The organism is Pseudanabaena sp. UWO311 (assembly GCF_006937785.1).
Taxonomy (GTDB): Bacteria; Cyanobacteriota; Cyanobacteriia; order Pseudanabaenales; family Pseudanabaenaceae; genus Pseudanabaena.
In genome coordinates, this window is record NZ_SJEE01000019.1 from 79,988 (window position 1) to 95,787 (window position 15,800).

The 15,800-nt window shown below is 42.8% G+C and carries 13 protein-coding genes; 9 read left to right on the top strand and 4 right to left on the bottom strand.

What is annotated here, in order from left to right; genetic code table 11:
- Positions 1 to 28: 28 nt before the first annotated feature.
- Positions 29 to 877, bottom strand: a complete 849-nt coding sequence (locus tag PseudUWO311_RS15280; RefSeq protein WP_223807598.1) for an energy-coupling factor ABC transporter ATP-binding protein — start codon at positions 875 to 877, stop codon at positions 29 to 31.
- 25 nt (positions 878 to 902) lie between these two features.
- On the opposite strand from PseudUWO311_RS15280, the gene PseudUWO311_RS15285 reads away from it, so the two are divergent.
- The 5 genes from PseudUWO311_RS15285 (at position 903) to thrC (ending at position 6,434) form a co-directional block, all read left to right on the top strand.
- Entirely contained in the window at positions 903 to 1,955 is a 1,053-nt protein-coding gene (locus PseudUWO311_RS15285; RefSeq protein ID WP_142656103.1) for a FecR domain-containing protein, read from the top strand.
- A 90-nt stretch (positions 1,956 to 2,045) separates the two neighbouring features.
- Positions 2,046 to 2,726 (top strand): lipoyl(octanoyl) transferase LipB, encoded by a 681-nt coding sequence (gene lipB / locus PseudUWO311_RS15290; RefSeq protein WP_142656104.1) that lies wholly within the window; start codon positions 2,046 to 2,048, stop codon positions 2,724 to 2,726.
- Positions 2,727 to 2,855: 129 nt separating this feature from the next.
- Positions 2,856 to 4,835 carry a prolyl oligopeptidase family serine peptidase gene (locus PseudUWO311_RS15295; RefSeq protein WP_142656105.1) on the top strand — a complete coding sequence of 660 codons (1,980 nt, stop codon included), beginning with the start codon at positions 2,856 to 2,858 and terminating at the stop codon, positions 4,833 to 4,835.
- 193 nt (positions 4,836 to 5,028) lie between these two features.
- Positions 5,029 to 5,271 (top strand): (2Fe-2S) ferredoxin domain-containing protein, encoded by a 243-nt coding sequence (locus PseudUWO311_RS15300; protein WP_190303519.1) that lies wholly within the window; start codon positions 5,029 to 5,031, stop codon positions 5,269 to 5,271.
- A 62-nt stretch (positions 5,272 to 5,333) separates the two neighbouring features.
- Positions 5,334 to 6,434 (top strand): threonine synthase, encoded by a 1,101-nt coding sequence (thrC, locus tag PseudUWO311_RS15305; RefSeq protein WP_142656107.1) that lies wholly within the window; start codon positions 5,334 to 5,336, stop codon positions 6,432 to 6,434.
- A gap of 29 nt (positions 6,435 to 6,463) precedes the next feature.
- On the opposite strand, the gene PseudUWO311_RS15310 is transcribed toward thrC, so the two are convergent.
- Positions 6,464 to 7,081 carry a Uma2 family endonuclease gene (locus tag PseudUWO311_RS15310; RefSeq protein WP_142656108.1) on the bottom strand — a complete coding sequence of 206 codons (618 nt, stop codon included), beginning with the start codon at positions 7,079 to 7,081 and terminating at the stop codon, positions 6,464 to 6,466.
- 5 nt (positions 7,082 to 7,086) lie between these two features.
- The gene (gene hisD / locus PseudUWO311_RS15315) at positions 7,087 to 8,385 is read right to left on the bottom strand and encodes a histidinol dehydrogenase (RefSeq protein ID WP_142656109.1); all 1,299 of its coding nucleotides are present in this window, start codon (positions 8,383 to 8,385) and stop codon (positions 7,087 to 7,089) included.
- A gap of 112 nt (positions 8,386 to 8,497) precedes the next feature.
- Between hisD and cobD the strand changes: the two genes are divergently transcribed.
- From cobD to PseudUWO311_RS15330, 3 genes are all read left to right on the top strand, one after another.
- Positions 8,498 to 9,580, top strand: coding sequence for a threonine-phosphate decarboxylase CobD (gene cobD / locus PseudUWO311_RS15320; protein WP_142656110.1), 1,083 nt, complete (start codon positions 8,498 to 8,500; stop codon positions 9,578 to 9,580).
- A 133-nt stretch (positions 9,581 to 9,713) separates the two neighbouring features.
- A complete protein-coding gene (locus PseudUWO311_RS15325; RefSeq protein ID WP_142656111.1) occupies positions 9,714 to 10,403 on the top strand; it encodes a zinc metallopeptidase in 690 nt (229 codons plus the stop codon).
- A gap of 192 nt (positions 10,404 to 10,595) precedes the next feature.
- Positions 10,596 to 13,607: an AAA family ATPase gene (locus tag PseudUWO311_RS15330; RefSeq protein WP_142656112.1), complete on the top strand. Its 3,012-nt coding sequence runs from the start codon at positions 10,596 to 10,598 to the stop codon at positions 13,605 to 13,607.
- 90 nt (positions 13,608 to 13,697) lie between these two features.
- On the opposite strand, the gene PseudUWO311_RS15335 is transcribed toward PseudUWO311_RS15330, so the two are convergent.
- Positions 13,698 to 14,948: a CCA tRNA nucleotidyltransferase gene (locus tag PseudUWO311_RS15335; RefSeq protein WP_142656113.1), complete on the bottom strand. Its 1,251-nt coding sequence runs from the start codon at positions 14,946 to 14,948 to the stop codon at positions 13,698 to 13,700.
- An 84-nt stretch (positions 14,949 to 15,032) separates the two neighbouring features.
- Between PseudUWO311_RS15335 and PseudUWO311_RS15340 the strand changes: the two genes are divergently transcribed.
- Positions 15,033 to 15,770 carry a bifunctional sterol desaturase/short chain dehydrogenase gene (locus PseudUWO311_RS15340; protein ID WP_223807600.1) on the top strand — a complete coding sequence of 246 codons (738 nt, stop codon included), beginning with the start codon at positions 15,033 to 15,035 and terminating at the stop codon, positions 15,768 to 15,770.
- Positions 15,771 to 15,800 lie beyond the last annotated feature (30 nt).

A 15,800-nucleotide genomic window follows, 5' to 3' on the forward strand; every position in this document is an offset into this window, starting at 1 on the left:
AAAAGATGTCGCGAAGTGTCGCCTTGTCTTAAAATTCATCGTTTTCAGGGGAAGTAGAATCACGTCTCAACAAATTATCAATATCGCTCCAGTTAACAAGACTAGCGATCTCATCTTGGACTAGCTGACCTTTATGTAAACAAATTAGCTGATCGCACCAAGTTTGGACTAAATCAAGTTGATGATTGATCATCACCACTGTTACGGGCTGAGGTAATTGGGTTAGCTCAGTTAAAACATCTAGTAATAAATGCGATAACCCACGATCTAAAGCTGATGTGGGCTCATCCAGTAATAGTATTTCTGGCTCCATTACTAAGGCTCTGGCGATCGCGACCCATTGTCTTTGCCCAAGTGATAACTCTAGCTCTGATCGATTTAGCAGTTTAGAATCAAGCTGCAATTTATCTAGCCATTTTTGCGATCTCGCATTAATTTCGCTCTGTGTAAAATTTTGCAACGTTAGAGGATAAGCGATCGCTTCAGCAACAGTCATTCCTAATAAGCTCGGCTCCTGTGGAACCAGCAAGACTCGCCGCCGCAAAGTTTGAATCGGAATTTCTTGAATATTTTTGCCAGTGAGAGTAATTGTCCCCACTGATGGATCGGTTAAACGATTGAGCAAACGCAAAAATGTCGTTTTCCCAGATCCTGTTGCGCCAATTAACGCAGTTTTACTTCCTTTGGCGATCTCAACAGAAATATCCATCAAAAGTGTGCGAAATTTAGTTTGATAGCTCACTTGGTTCGTAGCGATCGCTACCTTGTCGGGAAGTATCTGAGATGGTAATGAAACCTTTTGCATAATGTAACTGTCTTTGCGATTAGCGATCGGGAAATTGGGACGCAGCCTTGAATTTATTAAACCCTTTCTCATGCTCAAGTAGGGAGAACAATCACATATGTATTTATGGAATCTTTTCAAGAAATCTTCGCAAAAACTTGTTAGACAGCATCGTCAAAAACGACTTGCCTTTTTCTTTGCAGGGTTATGTATTTTTGCCTTAGCTGCTCCCCAGCTAGCTCCTGCTTCTGCCCAATCGACTCAAGCGACTGTGCAGGAAATTCTAGACGGCAACCAAGTCTTTATTCAAAATCAGCGAGCATCCGTTAATGATGTAGCAAGGCAACAGCAGCAAGTTCGTACAGGCAATTCTAGAACAGCACTACTGTTTAATACTGGAGCAGTTGCGAGACTATCAGCTAATTCAGTACTAAGTATTGGACAATGTGCTCGACTCAAGCGAGGAACAATTTTAATCAATGGTGCAGTTAACGCCTGCTCATCTTCGATTACGACAGGTGTACGTGGCACGACTTATTTACTAGAAGTAGATGAGTCAGGCAATCAACAGGTCAAAGTGTTAGAAGGCGAAGTTGTGGTTAAGCGTAACGCAACTCCAATAATTGATGAAGAGGATCAACCCACAACGGGAACAAAACCCACTGATCCAAAGCCAACGAGTCCTTCAAATCAAAAGCCTAACGTCACTTCTCCAACTACCGTACCTAAGTTTAAACAGTTTGGACCTTCTCCGTCGGTGATCCCCCCAACGACGACACCTCCAACGACAACACCTCGAATAAACACTCCAAAACCCCAAGACGGAAAACCTGTTGAGCCATTAAATGGTAAACCTGCTAATGACAAACCCATACTTCAAATTGAGAAGCCAATATCACCTACGCAGCAACCTGATGAGGTTGTGCTGAAGGCTGGCGAAAAAGTTGAAGTTAATCAGGGTGGTGCTTTAGGAATAATTCAGCAGCTTACTGAAAATGAGTTTGTAAGTTTGCTCAAGGGGAATTTATTTGAGGGCTTTACTAACCAAATCCCAGGCATCGATAAAGTTCGTTCTGTGTTTAATGGACTATTCCCAGGCGCAAACTTTCCGATTTCGATCCCAGGAATACCAATACCAAACATTCCTAGTATTCCTAGTCTTCCGTTCTAATTGTTAGCGCTTTGCGCTCTAAGATAAATACAGAAAAAGCACCATAAACTAGTTTATGGTGCTTTTTCTGTATTTATTCTGGATTTTGATATGCCTCGAACTTGTTTGCTTTATCAAAGCGATCGCCCGATCCCATACCTCACTGCATGGCAATGGCAAAAGCAATTGGTTGAAGAGCGCAAACAAGCTAGAAAAAACGAGAAAGACTTACCTGATGTGCTATTAATAATCGAGCATCCCGCCGTTTATACGTTGGGACAAGGTTCGAGCTTAGAGTTTTTGAAATTTAGTCCCGAAGATCCTAATATCGAATGTCATCGTATCGAGCGGGGCGGGGAAGTTACCCATCATGCGATCGGGCAGTTGGTTGCTTATCCAATTTTAAATCTTGACTATCATCAACATGATTTACATTGGTACTTGCGACAACTCGAAGAGGTTATTATTCAAGTTCTAGCTAAATTTGATGTACCTTCAAAACGTATTCAAGGCTTAACTGGCGTTTGGATCAATCAATCTGGGCAAAGCCAAAAAATTGCTCAAATCGGAATCAAAGTTAGTCAATGGATAACCATGCATGGCTTCGCTTTAAACGTAAATATGGACTTATCAGGTTTTGAGTGCATTGTTCCCTGCGGAATCACAGATTGCCATGTTTGTAATCTAAATCAGTTTGTATCTGATGTGAGTATTGAAGAGGTAAAAATTGTGATCGCGCAAACCTTTTCTCAAATATTTGATTTGGAATTACAATTTCAAGCGATCGATTAATCAAGAAAGCAATACCAAAGAACAAAATGGCTCCAGCATTTTGTTCTTTGGTATTGCTGAGCTAATTACTTAGGGGTTGTTGATGAATAATGTAGCGTAGTATAAAAATCAGAGCCGTTAAATCCCAATATGAATAAGCGATCGCTAATTTTTCCAATTATTCTTGCTAGCTTTGCATTCTCAACTTCACCTGCGGTGGCTCAATATACAGGGCTAGGTAAAGAGAGCCTCGACCCTGCAATCCTCAAACGCTATGCGCCTACGCCATTACCGCCAACGGTGACGAGACCAATTGAATCAATCTTGGATGTGCGATCGCCAGGGTTGGGCATGGCGACACCCGATGGGAAGCGGATGTTCTTTACATGGGGAATTACGGGAACTGTGCAGGTATGGCGACTGGATGGAGCGCAAAAATTTCCTGTACAGGTGACAGGCGGACAAGATGCTACAACCATTTCAGGCATGACTCCAGATGGAAAATATTTAATCCTGTCACGCGATCGCCAAGGCGAAGAAAATCCAGGGCTATATTTACAATCGACTAAGGGCGGAGAATTAGAACTAATTCAGCAGCAAGCAGGTGTGCGAACTTCACTGCAATATGTGGGAAATGACTCTCGCACGATTTATTTTAGTGCTAACGATATCAAACCAGACTCTGTTGTGATCTATCGCTATGATTTGCAAACCAAAAAGAAAGTGCAAATTTCTGGTGGTGATGGTATTTGGTGGATTGCTGATGTATATGTAAACCCAAAAACAGGCGATCGCGAAAAGTTTCTCTTTGCCAAAGCCACAGGTAGCCAATCGCAAGAATATTACGAATACGATGTCAAAACTAGGCAAACCACTCCTCTGATTGGTCAGAATGAGCAGCAAGAATACAGTATTAGCTACGGCGTAAAAGCTGATGAATACCTCGTATTAACACCAAAATTTAGTGAATTTCGTCGCCTATATTGTTACAAAGACAAGAAATTCACACCGATTACTCCAGAGTTAAAAGCGGATGTGTCTAACTTTGAGATTGATGACCAGCGTCAGCGGATTCTCTACTCAATTAATGATGGTGGTTACACAAGACTTAAGGCGATCGCAGCCGATACCTTCGAGGAAATTAAGTTACCTGATTTTACCAACGCCGATCAAGTTTATACAGGTTCTACAACTCGAAATGGACGCTTTACAACCATTGGTGTCGAAACTGCCAAAGCGCCTCGCCTTAGCTATGTTTACGATTGGCAAACCCAGAAACTCACCCAATGGGTATTGCCTAGTACTCCCGAAATCGATACTAGTAAGTTTGCCGCAGCTAAGCTTGAGAAATACACAACAAGAGACGGCGTATCGATTCCGATGTTTGTGTATAGCTCGCCTCAATGTGAAAACACTGCTCAAAATCCACTCGAAAAGCCATGTCCAGTCATCGTGCATTTTCATGGAGGACCAGAAGCACAGAGTACTCCAGGATTTAATCGTTACGCGCAGTTATTCGTGAATGCAGGATTTATATTTGTAGAACCAAATGTGCGCGGTAGCGAAGGATATGGCAAAACTTGGCTCAATGCTGACAATGGACGCGATCGCCTGAAAGTAATTACCGACATCGAAGATGCATCGATTTACATCCGCAAAAATTGGCAAATTAACGGAATCACGCCCAAAATCGGTATTGTTGGCGGCAGCTATGGCGGCTATTCGGCTCTGATCGGGATGTCCAAATTTGCAGGTAGTTATGATGCAGGTGTATCCATTGTGGGGATTAGCAATCTAGTTACTTTTTTAAATAACACTGCACCCTATCGTCGCATTCTCCGCATCAGTGAATATGGCGATCCTGTCAAGGATCGTGATGCTCTAATTGAGTTATCACCTTTGACCTATAGCGATCGCATCAAAGCTCCTTTACTAATTATCCAAGGTGCTAACGATCCGCGTGTTCCTGTTGGCGAAGCAATCCAAATTCAAAAAATTCTAGAGCAGAAAAAAATTCCCTCGCAATTGGTCATTTTCCCCGATGAAGGTCACGGCTCTAGCAAGCGTAGCAACCAAGTTTTGGAAATTGGATACACTCTCGACTTCTTTAAAAAGTATCTACAACCATAATTTGGGGTTTGTGGGATTGTTCACCTTTGGTGAACAATCCCACAAACTATTTAGGATTACTATAAGTAGCTAAACAAAATTAAATATACAAACCCAAAGCCTATTACGCCCGCTGCGCGAGCGGAATAGGTTTTGGGTCTAAGACACTTATGGCTCAGTAAAATTGAAGAAAAAGAAGAATTTAGCTTGTATTTTGATTTGCCACAAATCAGACTGTTGGCAAAGTGGTGGCAAAGAAATTTATCAGCGTTTGGAAGAAGAATTACGCGATCGCGGCTTAAGTAATCGCGTCCAAATCCAAAAAACTGGATGCCAGAAGCGATGCAAACAAGCACCTAATTTGGTAATCATGCCAAATAAGGCTCACCATAGCTATGTTAAGTCGTCACAGGTTGAGAGCTTACTAAATCGATATTTTGGCGATCGCTTCAACTAAAGGTTAAACAGGGGCTAAACTAGGTTTAATAAATTATAAATTTTTGTAGACACTAAGAAAGCGTGATTGATACTCGTCTCGATCTTTACCCTGCCTCTACAGTTCCTCATGGTTGGCCCGGACTGATATGTCGCTATGCGGATTATTTGCCAGTTACAGACCAGACCCCGATCGTAACTTTGCATGAAGGCAATACTCCCCTAATTCCTGCGATCGCTCTGAGCCAGAGGCTCGGACGCAATATCAAAGTCTTACTCAAATATGACGGGCTTAACCCTACTGGCAGCTTTAAAGATCGTGGCATGACCATGGCGATTTCTAAAGCCAAAGAGGCGGGCTCGGCGGCAGTAATTTGTGCCAGTACAGGTAATACATCGGCGGCGGCGGCAGCCTACGCTAAGCGTGGTGGTCTAAAAGCATTTGTATTAATTCCTGACGGCAAAATTGCCCTTGGTAAATTGAGTCAAGCATTAATTTATGGGGCGGAAGTAATTGCGATCGATGGAAACTTTGATCAAGCCTTAGAAATCGTGCGGGAAATGTCTGAGAAATTCCCGATTACCCTAGTTAATTCTGTCAATCCTTATCGTCTAGAGGGGCAAAAAACGGCTGCCTTTGAACTGGTGGAAGCGATCGGTGACGCTCCTGATTGGCTCTGTATTCCCATGGGAAATGCAGGAAATATCACCGCCTATTGGATGGGATTTTCGCAGTACCATGCATTAGGGAAGTCTACGAAGCTGCCTCGCATGATGGGTTTTCAAGCGGCTGGTTCCGCACCATTAGTAACGGGCAAAATTTTTGATCAGCCCGAAACGATCGCTACTGCGATCAGAATTGGTAATCCTGCCAACTGGGCAAAGGCTCTCAGGGTAAGAGAAGAAAGCGATGGGGCTTTTAATAGTGTCACTGATGTCGAGATTTTGTCAGCCTATAAGTTCTTAGCAGGTGAAGAGGGTGTATTCTGTGAGCCTGCAAGTGCGGCTTCGGTGGCTGGGTTGCTGAAAGTCAGCGATCAAATTCCTTCAGGAGCAACGATAGTCTGTGTCTTAACTGGTAATGGCATTAAAGATCCTGACACTGCGATCGCCTGTGCCGAATCTAAATTACACAAAGGCATAGCGCCAGATATTACGAGTGTTGCAAAAGTAATGGGCTTTTAAAAAAAGAACCTCCCGTAGGGAGGTTCTTTTTATTGCAATATTTTGAGTACTGCTGACATATCACCATTTAGGATTGCGGTTACGTTGAGCCTTAATCCCTCAAATTCGCGACTATGCATAATTCCTGCGGCATCGGGAGTTAACTCCACATATTGACAATTTTCTAAAATAAACCAATCAATTTGTTGATCCAATGTTCGCCAAACAATGTATTCCTTTACCCCATTACGTTCATAGGAACGTTTTTTAGCGTGTAAATCATAGGAAACAGTACTCGCGGCAATTTCGACAATTAATTCAGGTGAACCTGTAATATAGCCATCTTCATCGACTTGAGCATTACCGCCTAGCCGAAATAGAACTGCATCTGGTTGCGGTTCATTATCAGCATCAAGCCGAACTGTCGGCACTATACCAACTTTTAATCCAGTCATCATTGCTTGGTATGCAATCAACCAACCAATGATTCGATCATGTGGTTCTGCATGGGGAGTAAAACGTAGGGGAGATGCCACGTAAACAAGTCCTTCGATTAGTTCTGCTTTTTTGATGTTTGAGGCTGTATAGCGGCGCTCAAATTCAACACGATTCAAACGATCGCCGTTTTCGAGAATAGTTAATGTTGCCGCAGAATTAGCAATAACCATAGTTACTAAAGATCTTGTAGGCGTAATCTTACCGAATCACCGTGGGATGGTAAGCCTTCAGCTTCGGTGAGTAGGGCGATCGCACCCGATACTTCCTTTAAGGCTTCAGGACTGTACTGAATCAAACTAGAATGCTTGAGGAAAGTCTCGACCCCCAGTGCCGATGAATAACGCGCACCACCACAGGTTGGTAAAGTATGATTTGGTCCCGCTAGATAGTCACCCACGGCCTCAGGTGTAGCATGTCCGATGAAAATTGCTCCCGCGTGACGGATTTGATCAACTAGCTGCCAAGGCTCTTCAACTTCGAGTTCTAGATGTTCGGGCGCAAATTGATTGGATAGCTCAGCGGCAGTTTTGAGACTATCGACGACAACGATTAAGCCATAATGAGCGATTGCCTTCTCTGTCATCAAGCGACGCGGATGACTTTCTAACATGCGATTCACTTCTTCGCTAACACGATTAGCAAGGCGGGAATCATTGGTAATTAGGATCGAAGCTGCCATCTGGTCATGCTCGGCTTGGGCTAGCATATCAGCAGCTACATAAGTAGGATTAGCACTAGCATCAGCAATGATCAAAACTTCAGAAGGTCCTGCGATCGAGTCGATCCCCACCCTGCCAAATACCTGTTTCTTGGCAAGAGTGACATAGATATTCCCTGGCCCAGTGATCATATCGACTTTGGGGATGGTCTCAGTCCCATAAGCCAAAGCCGCGATCGCCTGCGCTCCACCCACGCGATAAATCTCTTCGACACCCGCCACCTGAGCTGCCACTAAAATAGCAGGATTGATCGTGCGTTCCTGCCCTGGTGGTGTAACCATCACAATCTTTTTCACCCCTGCTACTCTTGCAGGAACGGCATTCATCAAAACAGTACTTGGATAGGCTGCTTTTCCCCCAGGAATATAAATACCAGCCGAGTCAACAGGTGTATAGCGCTTGCCCAACACTACGTCTTTATCGCCAAAGTGCACCCAGCTTTGTGGTACACGCATTTTGTGAAATTCTTCGATACGCTGATGCGCTAATTCGATTGCTTTCAGCAACCCGCCTTTGACTTGCTGATAAGCAGCATCAAGTTCTGATCCACTTACACGCAGTTCAGCCGCCGTAAAGTCTTGTCCGTCAAACTCTGAGGTGTAATGCAAAAGGGCGCTATCGCCTTTGCGCCTGATCGTTTGAATGATTTCTGTGACGGTGGCTTCTTTATGGATCATCTGATCGTCATAGATGCGATCGCAAATCCGCTTAATTTCGGATTCTGCTTCAGTTCTCTGGGTGACAATTCGTAGCATAGATTGTGACGTAAGAAGCGATGATTAATCCTAGCTTAACCTGTATTCCTGTAAGTTGTGGGGATAAGGAGCGTAAATTAATAATGAATTCAAATCAACTAATATAAAATCTATGCAAGTAACTGATCGCGCACGTCCAACACATGGGGGAAATCGTCTATGGGCGGCGAGTCTTGCTGGTATTGGGCAGGAGCAAATTTTAGATTTTTCGGCAAGTATTAATCCTCTTGGCCCCCCTCAATCTGCGATCGAGGCGATTCAATCTCACTTAACTGAGCTAAATCATTATCCTGATCCCGAATACACATTACTCAGGCAAGCTTTAGGAAAGTTTCACCAGTTATCGCCAGAATGGATTTTGGCAGGTAATGGGGTTGCCGAGTTATTAACATGGGTGGGACGAGATCTTTCGCAACTGTCGGCAACAGTTCTATTTACGCCAGCTTTCACTGACTATTATCGCGCTCTCAAAACTTTTGATTGTCAAGTAGAAAAGCATCCATTTCTACTTGACAATCAGGATTTAAAGTTGAAGATAGAATCCCCCCAAATTATCAATTCTCATACAAAAGGAATATTAATCAATAATCCCCATAATCCTACAGGTTATCTATTTTCTAGGGATAGTCTTTTGCCTTATCTAGAACAATTTGCCCTAGTTGTAATTGATGAAGCATTTATGGACTTTCTATCACCAGAGCAGCAGCAAAGTTTAATTGATTTAGTCCCATTACATCCTAATTTAGTGATTTTACGATCGCTGACTAAATTTTATAGCTTGCCAGGTTTACGACTTGGCTATGCGATCGCCCATCCTGATCGTTTACAGCGTTGGCAAGCATGGCGCGATCCTTGGTGTGTAAATGCTTTGGCAGTAGCAGCAGGAATTGCGGTACTTGAAGATCAGGAATTTCAACAACAAACTTGGACTTGGCTTGCGGAAGCAAGATCGCAACTATTTACAGGTTTATCGCAAATAACTGGTTTAAATCCCTTGCCAAATGTTGCCAATTATCTATTAGTGAAAACTGAAGTTGCGGGTTCTCTTTTGCAAAAGGAACTATTGCAAGATGACAAGATCCTCATTCGCGACTGTTTGAGTTTTCCTGAATTAGGCGATCGCTATTTTCGTGTGGCAGTGCGTTTGGAACATGAAAATCAAAAGTTAATCAATGCTCTGTCAAAACTAAGTTAGTGTGATGCGCCGCTTACGTCTATCTGCACATAATGCAAAACTGAATTTTGGATCAGTAGTGTTTTCACTACCGCCAGAGACCATAGCGACAAGGGCATAATCATAAATAGAAATGTCTAAAGGAGAAAAGTAAATGTTTTTTCACCCATCCTATTTGATCCTGATCCCAGGGATGATCTTGATGTTTTGGGCGCAGCAGCGAGTCAAAGCAACTTACGAAAAATATGCAGACATGCGATCAAGCCTTGGAATGACAGGTGCACAGGTTGCTCAAACCATCCTGCAACGCATGGGTATTTATGATGTGACTGTAGAGCAAGTGGCAGGAGAACTGACTGATCACTACGATCCTTCTGCGAAGGCAGTGCGCTTATCAGAATCAGTCTATGCATCATCATCACTAGCTGCTGCCGCGATCGCAGCTCATGAATGTGGTCACGTTTTGCAAGATGTACGCGGTTATCAATTTATGAATATCCGCGCATCTCTTGTGCCAGTGGCAAATATCGGAGCAAACTTTGGACCCTTGATGGTGATGGCAGGACTATTTCTGACTTCGCTAGGCAGTTTGAGTGTTGCTTTTATCAATATTGGCATTGCTTTATTTGCTGCCGCAATCCTATTTCACATTGTTACTTTGCCCGTTGAGTTTGATGCTTCTAGCCGTGCTTTGAAGCTAATTGATGAGCTAGGCATTCTCCAAGGTAGTGAAAATATCGGTGCTCGGAAGGTGCTTAACGCCGCTGCATGGACATATGTGGCGACTGCAATTTATGCTGCACTTCAACTTGTTCAGTTATTGTTAATGCGAGGCGATCGCTAATTGCTGTCATCCCAATTCTCAAAATGGCAACGCCATTTTGAGATCCCAAAAAGATTACTGGGTTGGTTTTTTAATTATTACTGTTAACTGATTGCTATAGCAATGAAAGTTTTGCTTAGGACATAAAACCCAAATAAATGAAGGCGGCGCTTCGCGCCGCTTTATTGATTTAACATAATTCACCCAAACATCATGCGTCCCATAGAATTAACTGTCGAAGGATTTACTAGTTTTCGCACTCGTCAAACGTTAGATTTTTCTAGCCTTGATTTGTTTGCGATTACGGGCGCTACGGGGGCGGGGAAAACTTCGCTATTGGATGCAATTACTTTTGCACTCTATGACAAGGTAGCTCAAAAGCCCAATTCATCGAGAGAATTAGTTAGCCAAGGTGCAACACAATTAAAAGTAGAATTTCGGTTTGTGATGCGGCAGACTGAATATAGAGTGGTGCGAACATGGCGCAATCGAGGCAAAACTGATATAAAGAACTTTCTGCTAGATGAATTAGTAGGAGAAGAATGGGAAAGATGTGCCACGCAAAAGGTGGAAGAAATCATTGGCATGGATTTCGAGACCTTTACCCGTGTAATCATTTTGCCGCAAGGACAGTTTGATGAATTCCTCAAAGGTGAAGCTGGCAAACGTCGCGAGATTTTGCGGCAATTGGCAGGATTTCAAATATTCGAGCTAATGAGAAAGGAAGCAAGCGATCGCACTAGTCGTTTTAAAGCTGAGCGAGAAGGTTTAGATAAAGTCCTTGAAGGGATGCAAGCGCCAACTATTGAAGAGGTGAATGCTCAACAAACAGAATTAGAAAATCTTGAAGTTGCAATTCCTGAATTGGATATCAAATCGAAAAATAGCCGCAAGCTATTAGAAGCCGAAGAAAGATTGTTTGCTCAAATTCAGCAATATAGCCAACTTTCAGTAAAATTAGAGCAGCTTCAGCAAGATGCGCCAAAGATCCAAGCCTTAGAAGTTCAATTTCGTAATGCTCAGTTAGCTAACTCGATTGTAGGAACTTGGACAATTTTGCAAACTACTCGCAAGCGCGTAGAAAATGCGATCGCCGATCTGACAAGGGCAAATAAACAGTTAGAAATAGCTAAGTTTGATCTTGAAAAGCAACAACAAATTTTGGAACAATCTCGCACCGACCAAATTGAAGCTCAAAGCCATATAGAATCTCAAGAGCGTAGCCTTGCTCTAGCGGAAGCTCTGCATACGCAACAACAGCAATGCGTTGCCGAGCTAGAACGTGCTAACAAGAATACTCTAGAGCGATCGCAGCAGCTTGAAAAAGCAACAAAAGCAACAAAACAAGCTGAACTAGAATTGCAAAATGCAACTCAGCAATTACAAAAAATTGCAACTGCGATCGCTAATTCCCATAACGATCCTCAGCGTCTCGAAAGTCTGCGCCAAGTTGCCGAGCCGCTTGCTCAACAGCAAATGTTGCAAGATGGGCTTGTGAAGCTAAAGCAAAAATCTACACAATTACAAACGGAAAGCAGTAACCTCACACTGCAATTAGACAAATCTAAACAAGTGATCGCGAAGGCAGGAAATGAATTTCAAATCGCAAGTATCACCCTAAATAATGCAGAAGATTCAAATTTACAAGCCTTACAAAGTAGCCATGTTAATGCTTTGCGTGCTGAGCTTCATGATGGTGACAACTGCCCAGTTTGCAATAATCTTTATGTTATAGGGGGATTGCCAGAGCTTCTCAAAATAGAACTAATCGATACAGATACTCTCAAGAAACAGCGCGATGCCAACGAGAGACAGTTAGCAAAACTGCGTGAAGACAAGGCAAAACTTGAGGCGAATTTAGAGTCTTCGCAGATTCAATTGCAAACCCAAACTCAGGAAATTACAGAATTAGAAACAGAGGTGGCAAAGTTCCAAGAACAGATCGATCACATTCTCCAAACTGAATGGACAGCCGCAGAGATTCTTCGCGATCGCCAAGAATTAGAGAGACAAGAATTAGCCTATCAAAAACTGATTAACGAGCAAAAAGAAATTGCGATCGCTTGTCAAAATACTGAAAGCAAGCTAAACCTTAATCAAGAAAACCTACAATTAGCCCAAACAGAATTTCAAAAAGCCGAACAAGAGAAAGTCCTCCGTCAATCCCAGCTACAAGAAGTATCACAACGTTTGCAAGAAATTACCGCAGGCAAAAGTTATGAATCATTGCGTCAAAGTATCTTGCAAGCAAAATCTGAACTAAGCGATCGCCTCCAATCTATCGAAAAATCCTACCAAAAAGCTCGTGAAACCTTTGTGAAACGAGAAGAAGCTGCCACAAAAGCTCAAGATAATCATAATATCGCAATTGCTGAATGCACTCAACAAGAGACAAACTGGCTCAATGAACTACAATCTATCAACTTTACTGAATCAGAATTTCTGACTGCTCAAACTACGCGATCGCAAATGGAGTCATGGCAAAAAGAAATCGACACCTATCAGCGCCAAGAACAGGACTTAACTACTCGTCGGCAAATGTTTGCGGAGGCGATCGCAGATCAACATACTGATGAAATTGCGATCGCAAATCTTCGCGCAGATTTACAACAAACAGAACAGGAGCTCCAACTAGCTAGTGAAACCCGTGCTTCGATCAAGGCATGGCTAGAACAAGCACAGCAAAGGCGACAGGAATCACAAGATTTAGAAGAACGTAAAGTTACTTTACAGGCTCAAGAGCAAACTTACCACACACTCTCCCAAGATCTGCAATCCAACAAGTTCCAAGAATATATCCTTGATAGTCTGCAACAAGAACTTGCTAACCGTGCCTCAGTTCTATTGCAACAGCTTTCTGAAGATCGTTATATTCTTCAAATCGAAAGTGGTGACTATTGGGTGTCTGACAACTGGAACGGAGGCGAGAAACGGCGTATTCGCACTCTCTCAGGTGGCGAAACCTTTGCTGCTTCGCTCTCAATGGCACTAGCTTTATCAGAAAAATTGTCAATGGGAATAGAGCTAGGCAGTCTCTTCTTAGATGAAGGCTTTGGCACACTCGATAGCGAAACACTTGAATCTGTCACCCAAATCCTCGAATCCTTGCGCCAACAGGATCGTCTCATCGGTGTAATTACACATATTCAATCGTTAGCCGAGAGATTACCTACTCAGATTCATGTTCGTAAATCTATAAACGGTTCTGAATTGGTGAGACAATAGCCCTGCACTCAAGTGCGGGCTAAAAGCTCAAGTCCACTTCAGTGGACTGAAGAATACTTTTCCGTAACCCGTTTCAACGGGTTTTAGCTTTTAGCCCGCACTTGAGTGCAGGGCTTCCACAAACTCGATCGCTTCTTGTTTTGATGAAATCTTGCCTTCGACTTGAGCGATTTTCACATTCTCTAATAGTTCGCCAATTTTAGGACTAGGCGCAATTCCCAATTCTTTTCGCAAATCATCGCCAGTAATTAATGCAACAGGATAGGCGATCGCATCTTGAGGATTGAGCCAGCGCTCCAACCAAGGTGCGATCGCATCTAGTTCACTGTCACTAGCCATAGCCAGCGCTGCGATCGCAGGAAAAAATTCTAAAGTAGACTGAAAAAATTTATATTGCTCTTTGAGTGAAGCTTGATCTAAAAGCTTGATGAATTGAGGCAGATAACGCAGAATCCCGACGAGCCAACGTTGCTCAGCGCGGCTTAGTCCCAGCGATTCCAAGGCTGTCGCACTATTGGTCAATGCAGCTAATTTGATAATCACCAGAGTATAGCGATCGCCTGACAAATGCTTGTTAAAAAATGATTCTAGATTTGGGAATTTGGCTATTAAGCTCGAAATCACATTCTCAATTTTGGCAAATCGTTCTAGATTCAAATGTTGGCTTGGCAACCAATCCTCTAAAATGCGATCGCCGATCGCAGCCATCATTCCTTGGCTGCCATTCCCGATTGACAGCAAATAGCTCAGTTCTGTCAGAACCCTTTCGGCAGCCATAGATTTTAACTTTGGCGCAAATTTAATCAAAACCTGTCGAGTTAAACTTTCAATTTCAAAGCCTAACTGAGCCGCCTGTCGATATCCCCGCAAAATCCGCAAAGGATCGTCCGCCAAATTTTCAGGAGCTACCATCCTAATTCGCTTAGCTTGTATATCTCCAATTCCATCAAAAGGATCAATAAAATCTTCGCCTGCTGACAACCCATCACCAATCCCCAATGACCAATCACCAATTAATCGATGACATTCTAAAGCGATCGCATTCATACAAAAATCGCGCCGACCCAGATCTGCTTCTAAACTATGCCCCATTTGCTGAGCAAAATCTGCCGTTCCATTTTTAAAAACAACCCGCGCAATTTGACGCTCTGAATCTAAAACCACAAATCCCGCTCTATACTTACGGGCGATCGCATTAGCTATTTCAACTGTTTTCTCTGGCAATACAAAATCTAGATCGAGATATTTACCTTGACGATTTAATATGCGATCGCGCACCCATCCACCCACCAAATAGGCAGGCGTTGGTAAATCATTAAAATCAAATGGGAACTGTTGCAAAATCTACTTTTAGCCCACTTTGTTAAAGGTTTTGACTACTAAGAACATGTTATATGATTTTATATAAAATTGCGGTTACACTTGTTGGGTAGGGTTTTGGATTTAGCCTTGTCATTTAAAGATAAAAGTATTGCAATTACAGGCGCTTCAGGCACAATGGGCAGAGCATTAGCCACAGAGCTTTCTAAGCAAGGGGCAAGGATCATTGCACTAACAACTTCGCCTAACCCTAAGTTTCAAATTGCAGACAGCGATAATCAGTCCAATCAAGCAGTAGAAGTTTTGACTTGGCAACTAGGGCATGAAACAGAACTACGCGATCGCTTACAAAAAGTCGATATTCTCATTCTTAATCATGGTGTAAATGTTTTAGGCGCAAGAGATTCTATATCAATTTATAAATCCTACGAAGTCAATACCTTTTCTGTTTTCCGTTGGATCGATTTATTCTTAGAAACTGTAACTGATGCTCAAGCAATTACCGCTAAGGAGATTTGGGTAAATACTTCCGAAGCTGAAGTCAATCCTGCCTTCAGCCCTTTGTATGAACTATCAAAACGCGCGATCGGTGATTTGGTGACCTTACGCCGCCTTGATGCTCCTTGCAAAATTCGCAAGCTAATTTTAGGCCCATTCAAAAGTGATCTTAATCCCTATGGGGTAATGTCGGCAGATTTTGTGGCTTGGGCGATCGTCGCTTTAGCGAACCTTGGTCTCCGCGATATTATCGTTACGATTAATCCGATTACATTTATTGCTTATCCGCTGAAAGAATTTTGGCGATCGCTATACTTTCGAGCATTTTCTCGCTCTCTCAAATAGCTTTAATAATCTATAAGGATTGGCGGCGCT

What these genes read in the sequence shown, in the direction of transcription:
- PseudUWO311_RS15280 (WP_223807598.1), bottom strand. Translation starts at nt 877, where the DNA reads ATGAGAAAGGGTTTAATAAATTCAAGGCTGCGTCCCAATTTCCCGATC.
- PseudUWO311_RS15285 (WP_142656103.1), top strand. Translation starts at nt 903, where the DNA reads ATGTATTTATGGAATCTTTTCAAGAAATCTTCGCAAAAACTTGTTAGA.
- lipB (WP_142656104.1), top strand. Translation starts at nt 2,046, where the DNA reads ATGCCTCGAACTTGTTTGCTTTATCAAAGCGATCGCCCGATCCCATAC.
- PseudUWO311_RS15295 (WP_142656105.1), top strand. Translation starts at nt 2,856, where the DNA reads ATGAATAAGCGATCGCTAATTTTTCCAATTATTCTTGCTAGCTTTGCA.
- PseudUWO311_RS15310 (WP_142656108.1), bottom strand. Translation starts at nt 7,081, where the DNA reads ATGGTTATTGCTAATTCTGCGGCAACATTAACTATTCTCGAAAACGGC.
- hisD (WP_142656109.1), bottom strand. Translation starts at nt 8,385, where the DNA reads ATGCTACGAATTGTCACCCAGAGAACTGAAGCAGAATCCGAAATTAAG.
- cobD (WP_142656110.1), top strand. Translation starts at nt 8,498, where the DNA reads ATGCAAGTAACTGATCGCGCACGTCCAACACATGGGGGAAATCGTCTA.
- PseudUWO311_RS15325 (WP_142656111.1), top strand. Translation starts at nt 9,714, where the DNA reads ATGTTTTTTCACCCATCCTATTTGATCCTGATCCCAGGGATGATCTTG.
- PseudUWO311_RS15330 (WP_142656112.1), top strand. Translation starts at nt 10,596, where the DNA reads ATGCGTCCCATAGAATTAACTGTCGAAGGATTTACTAGTTTTCGCACT.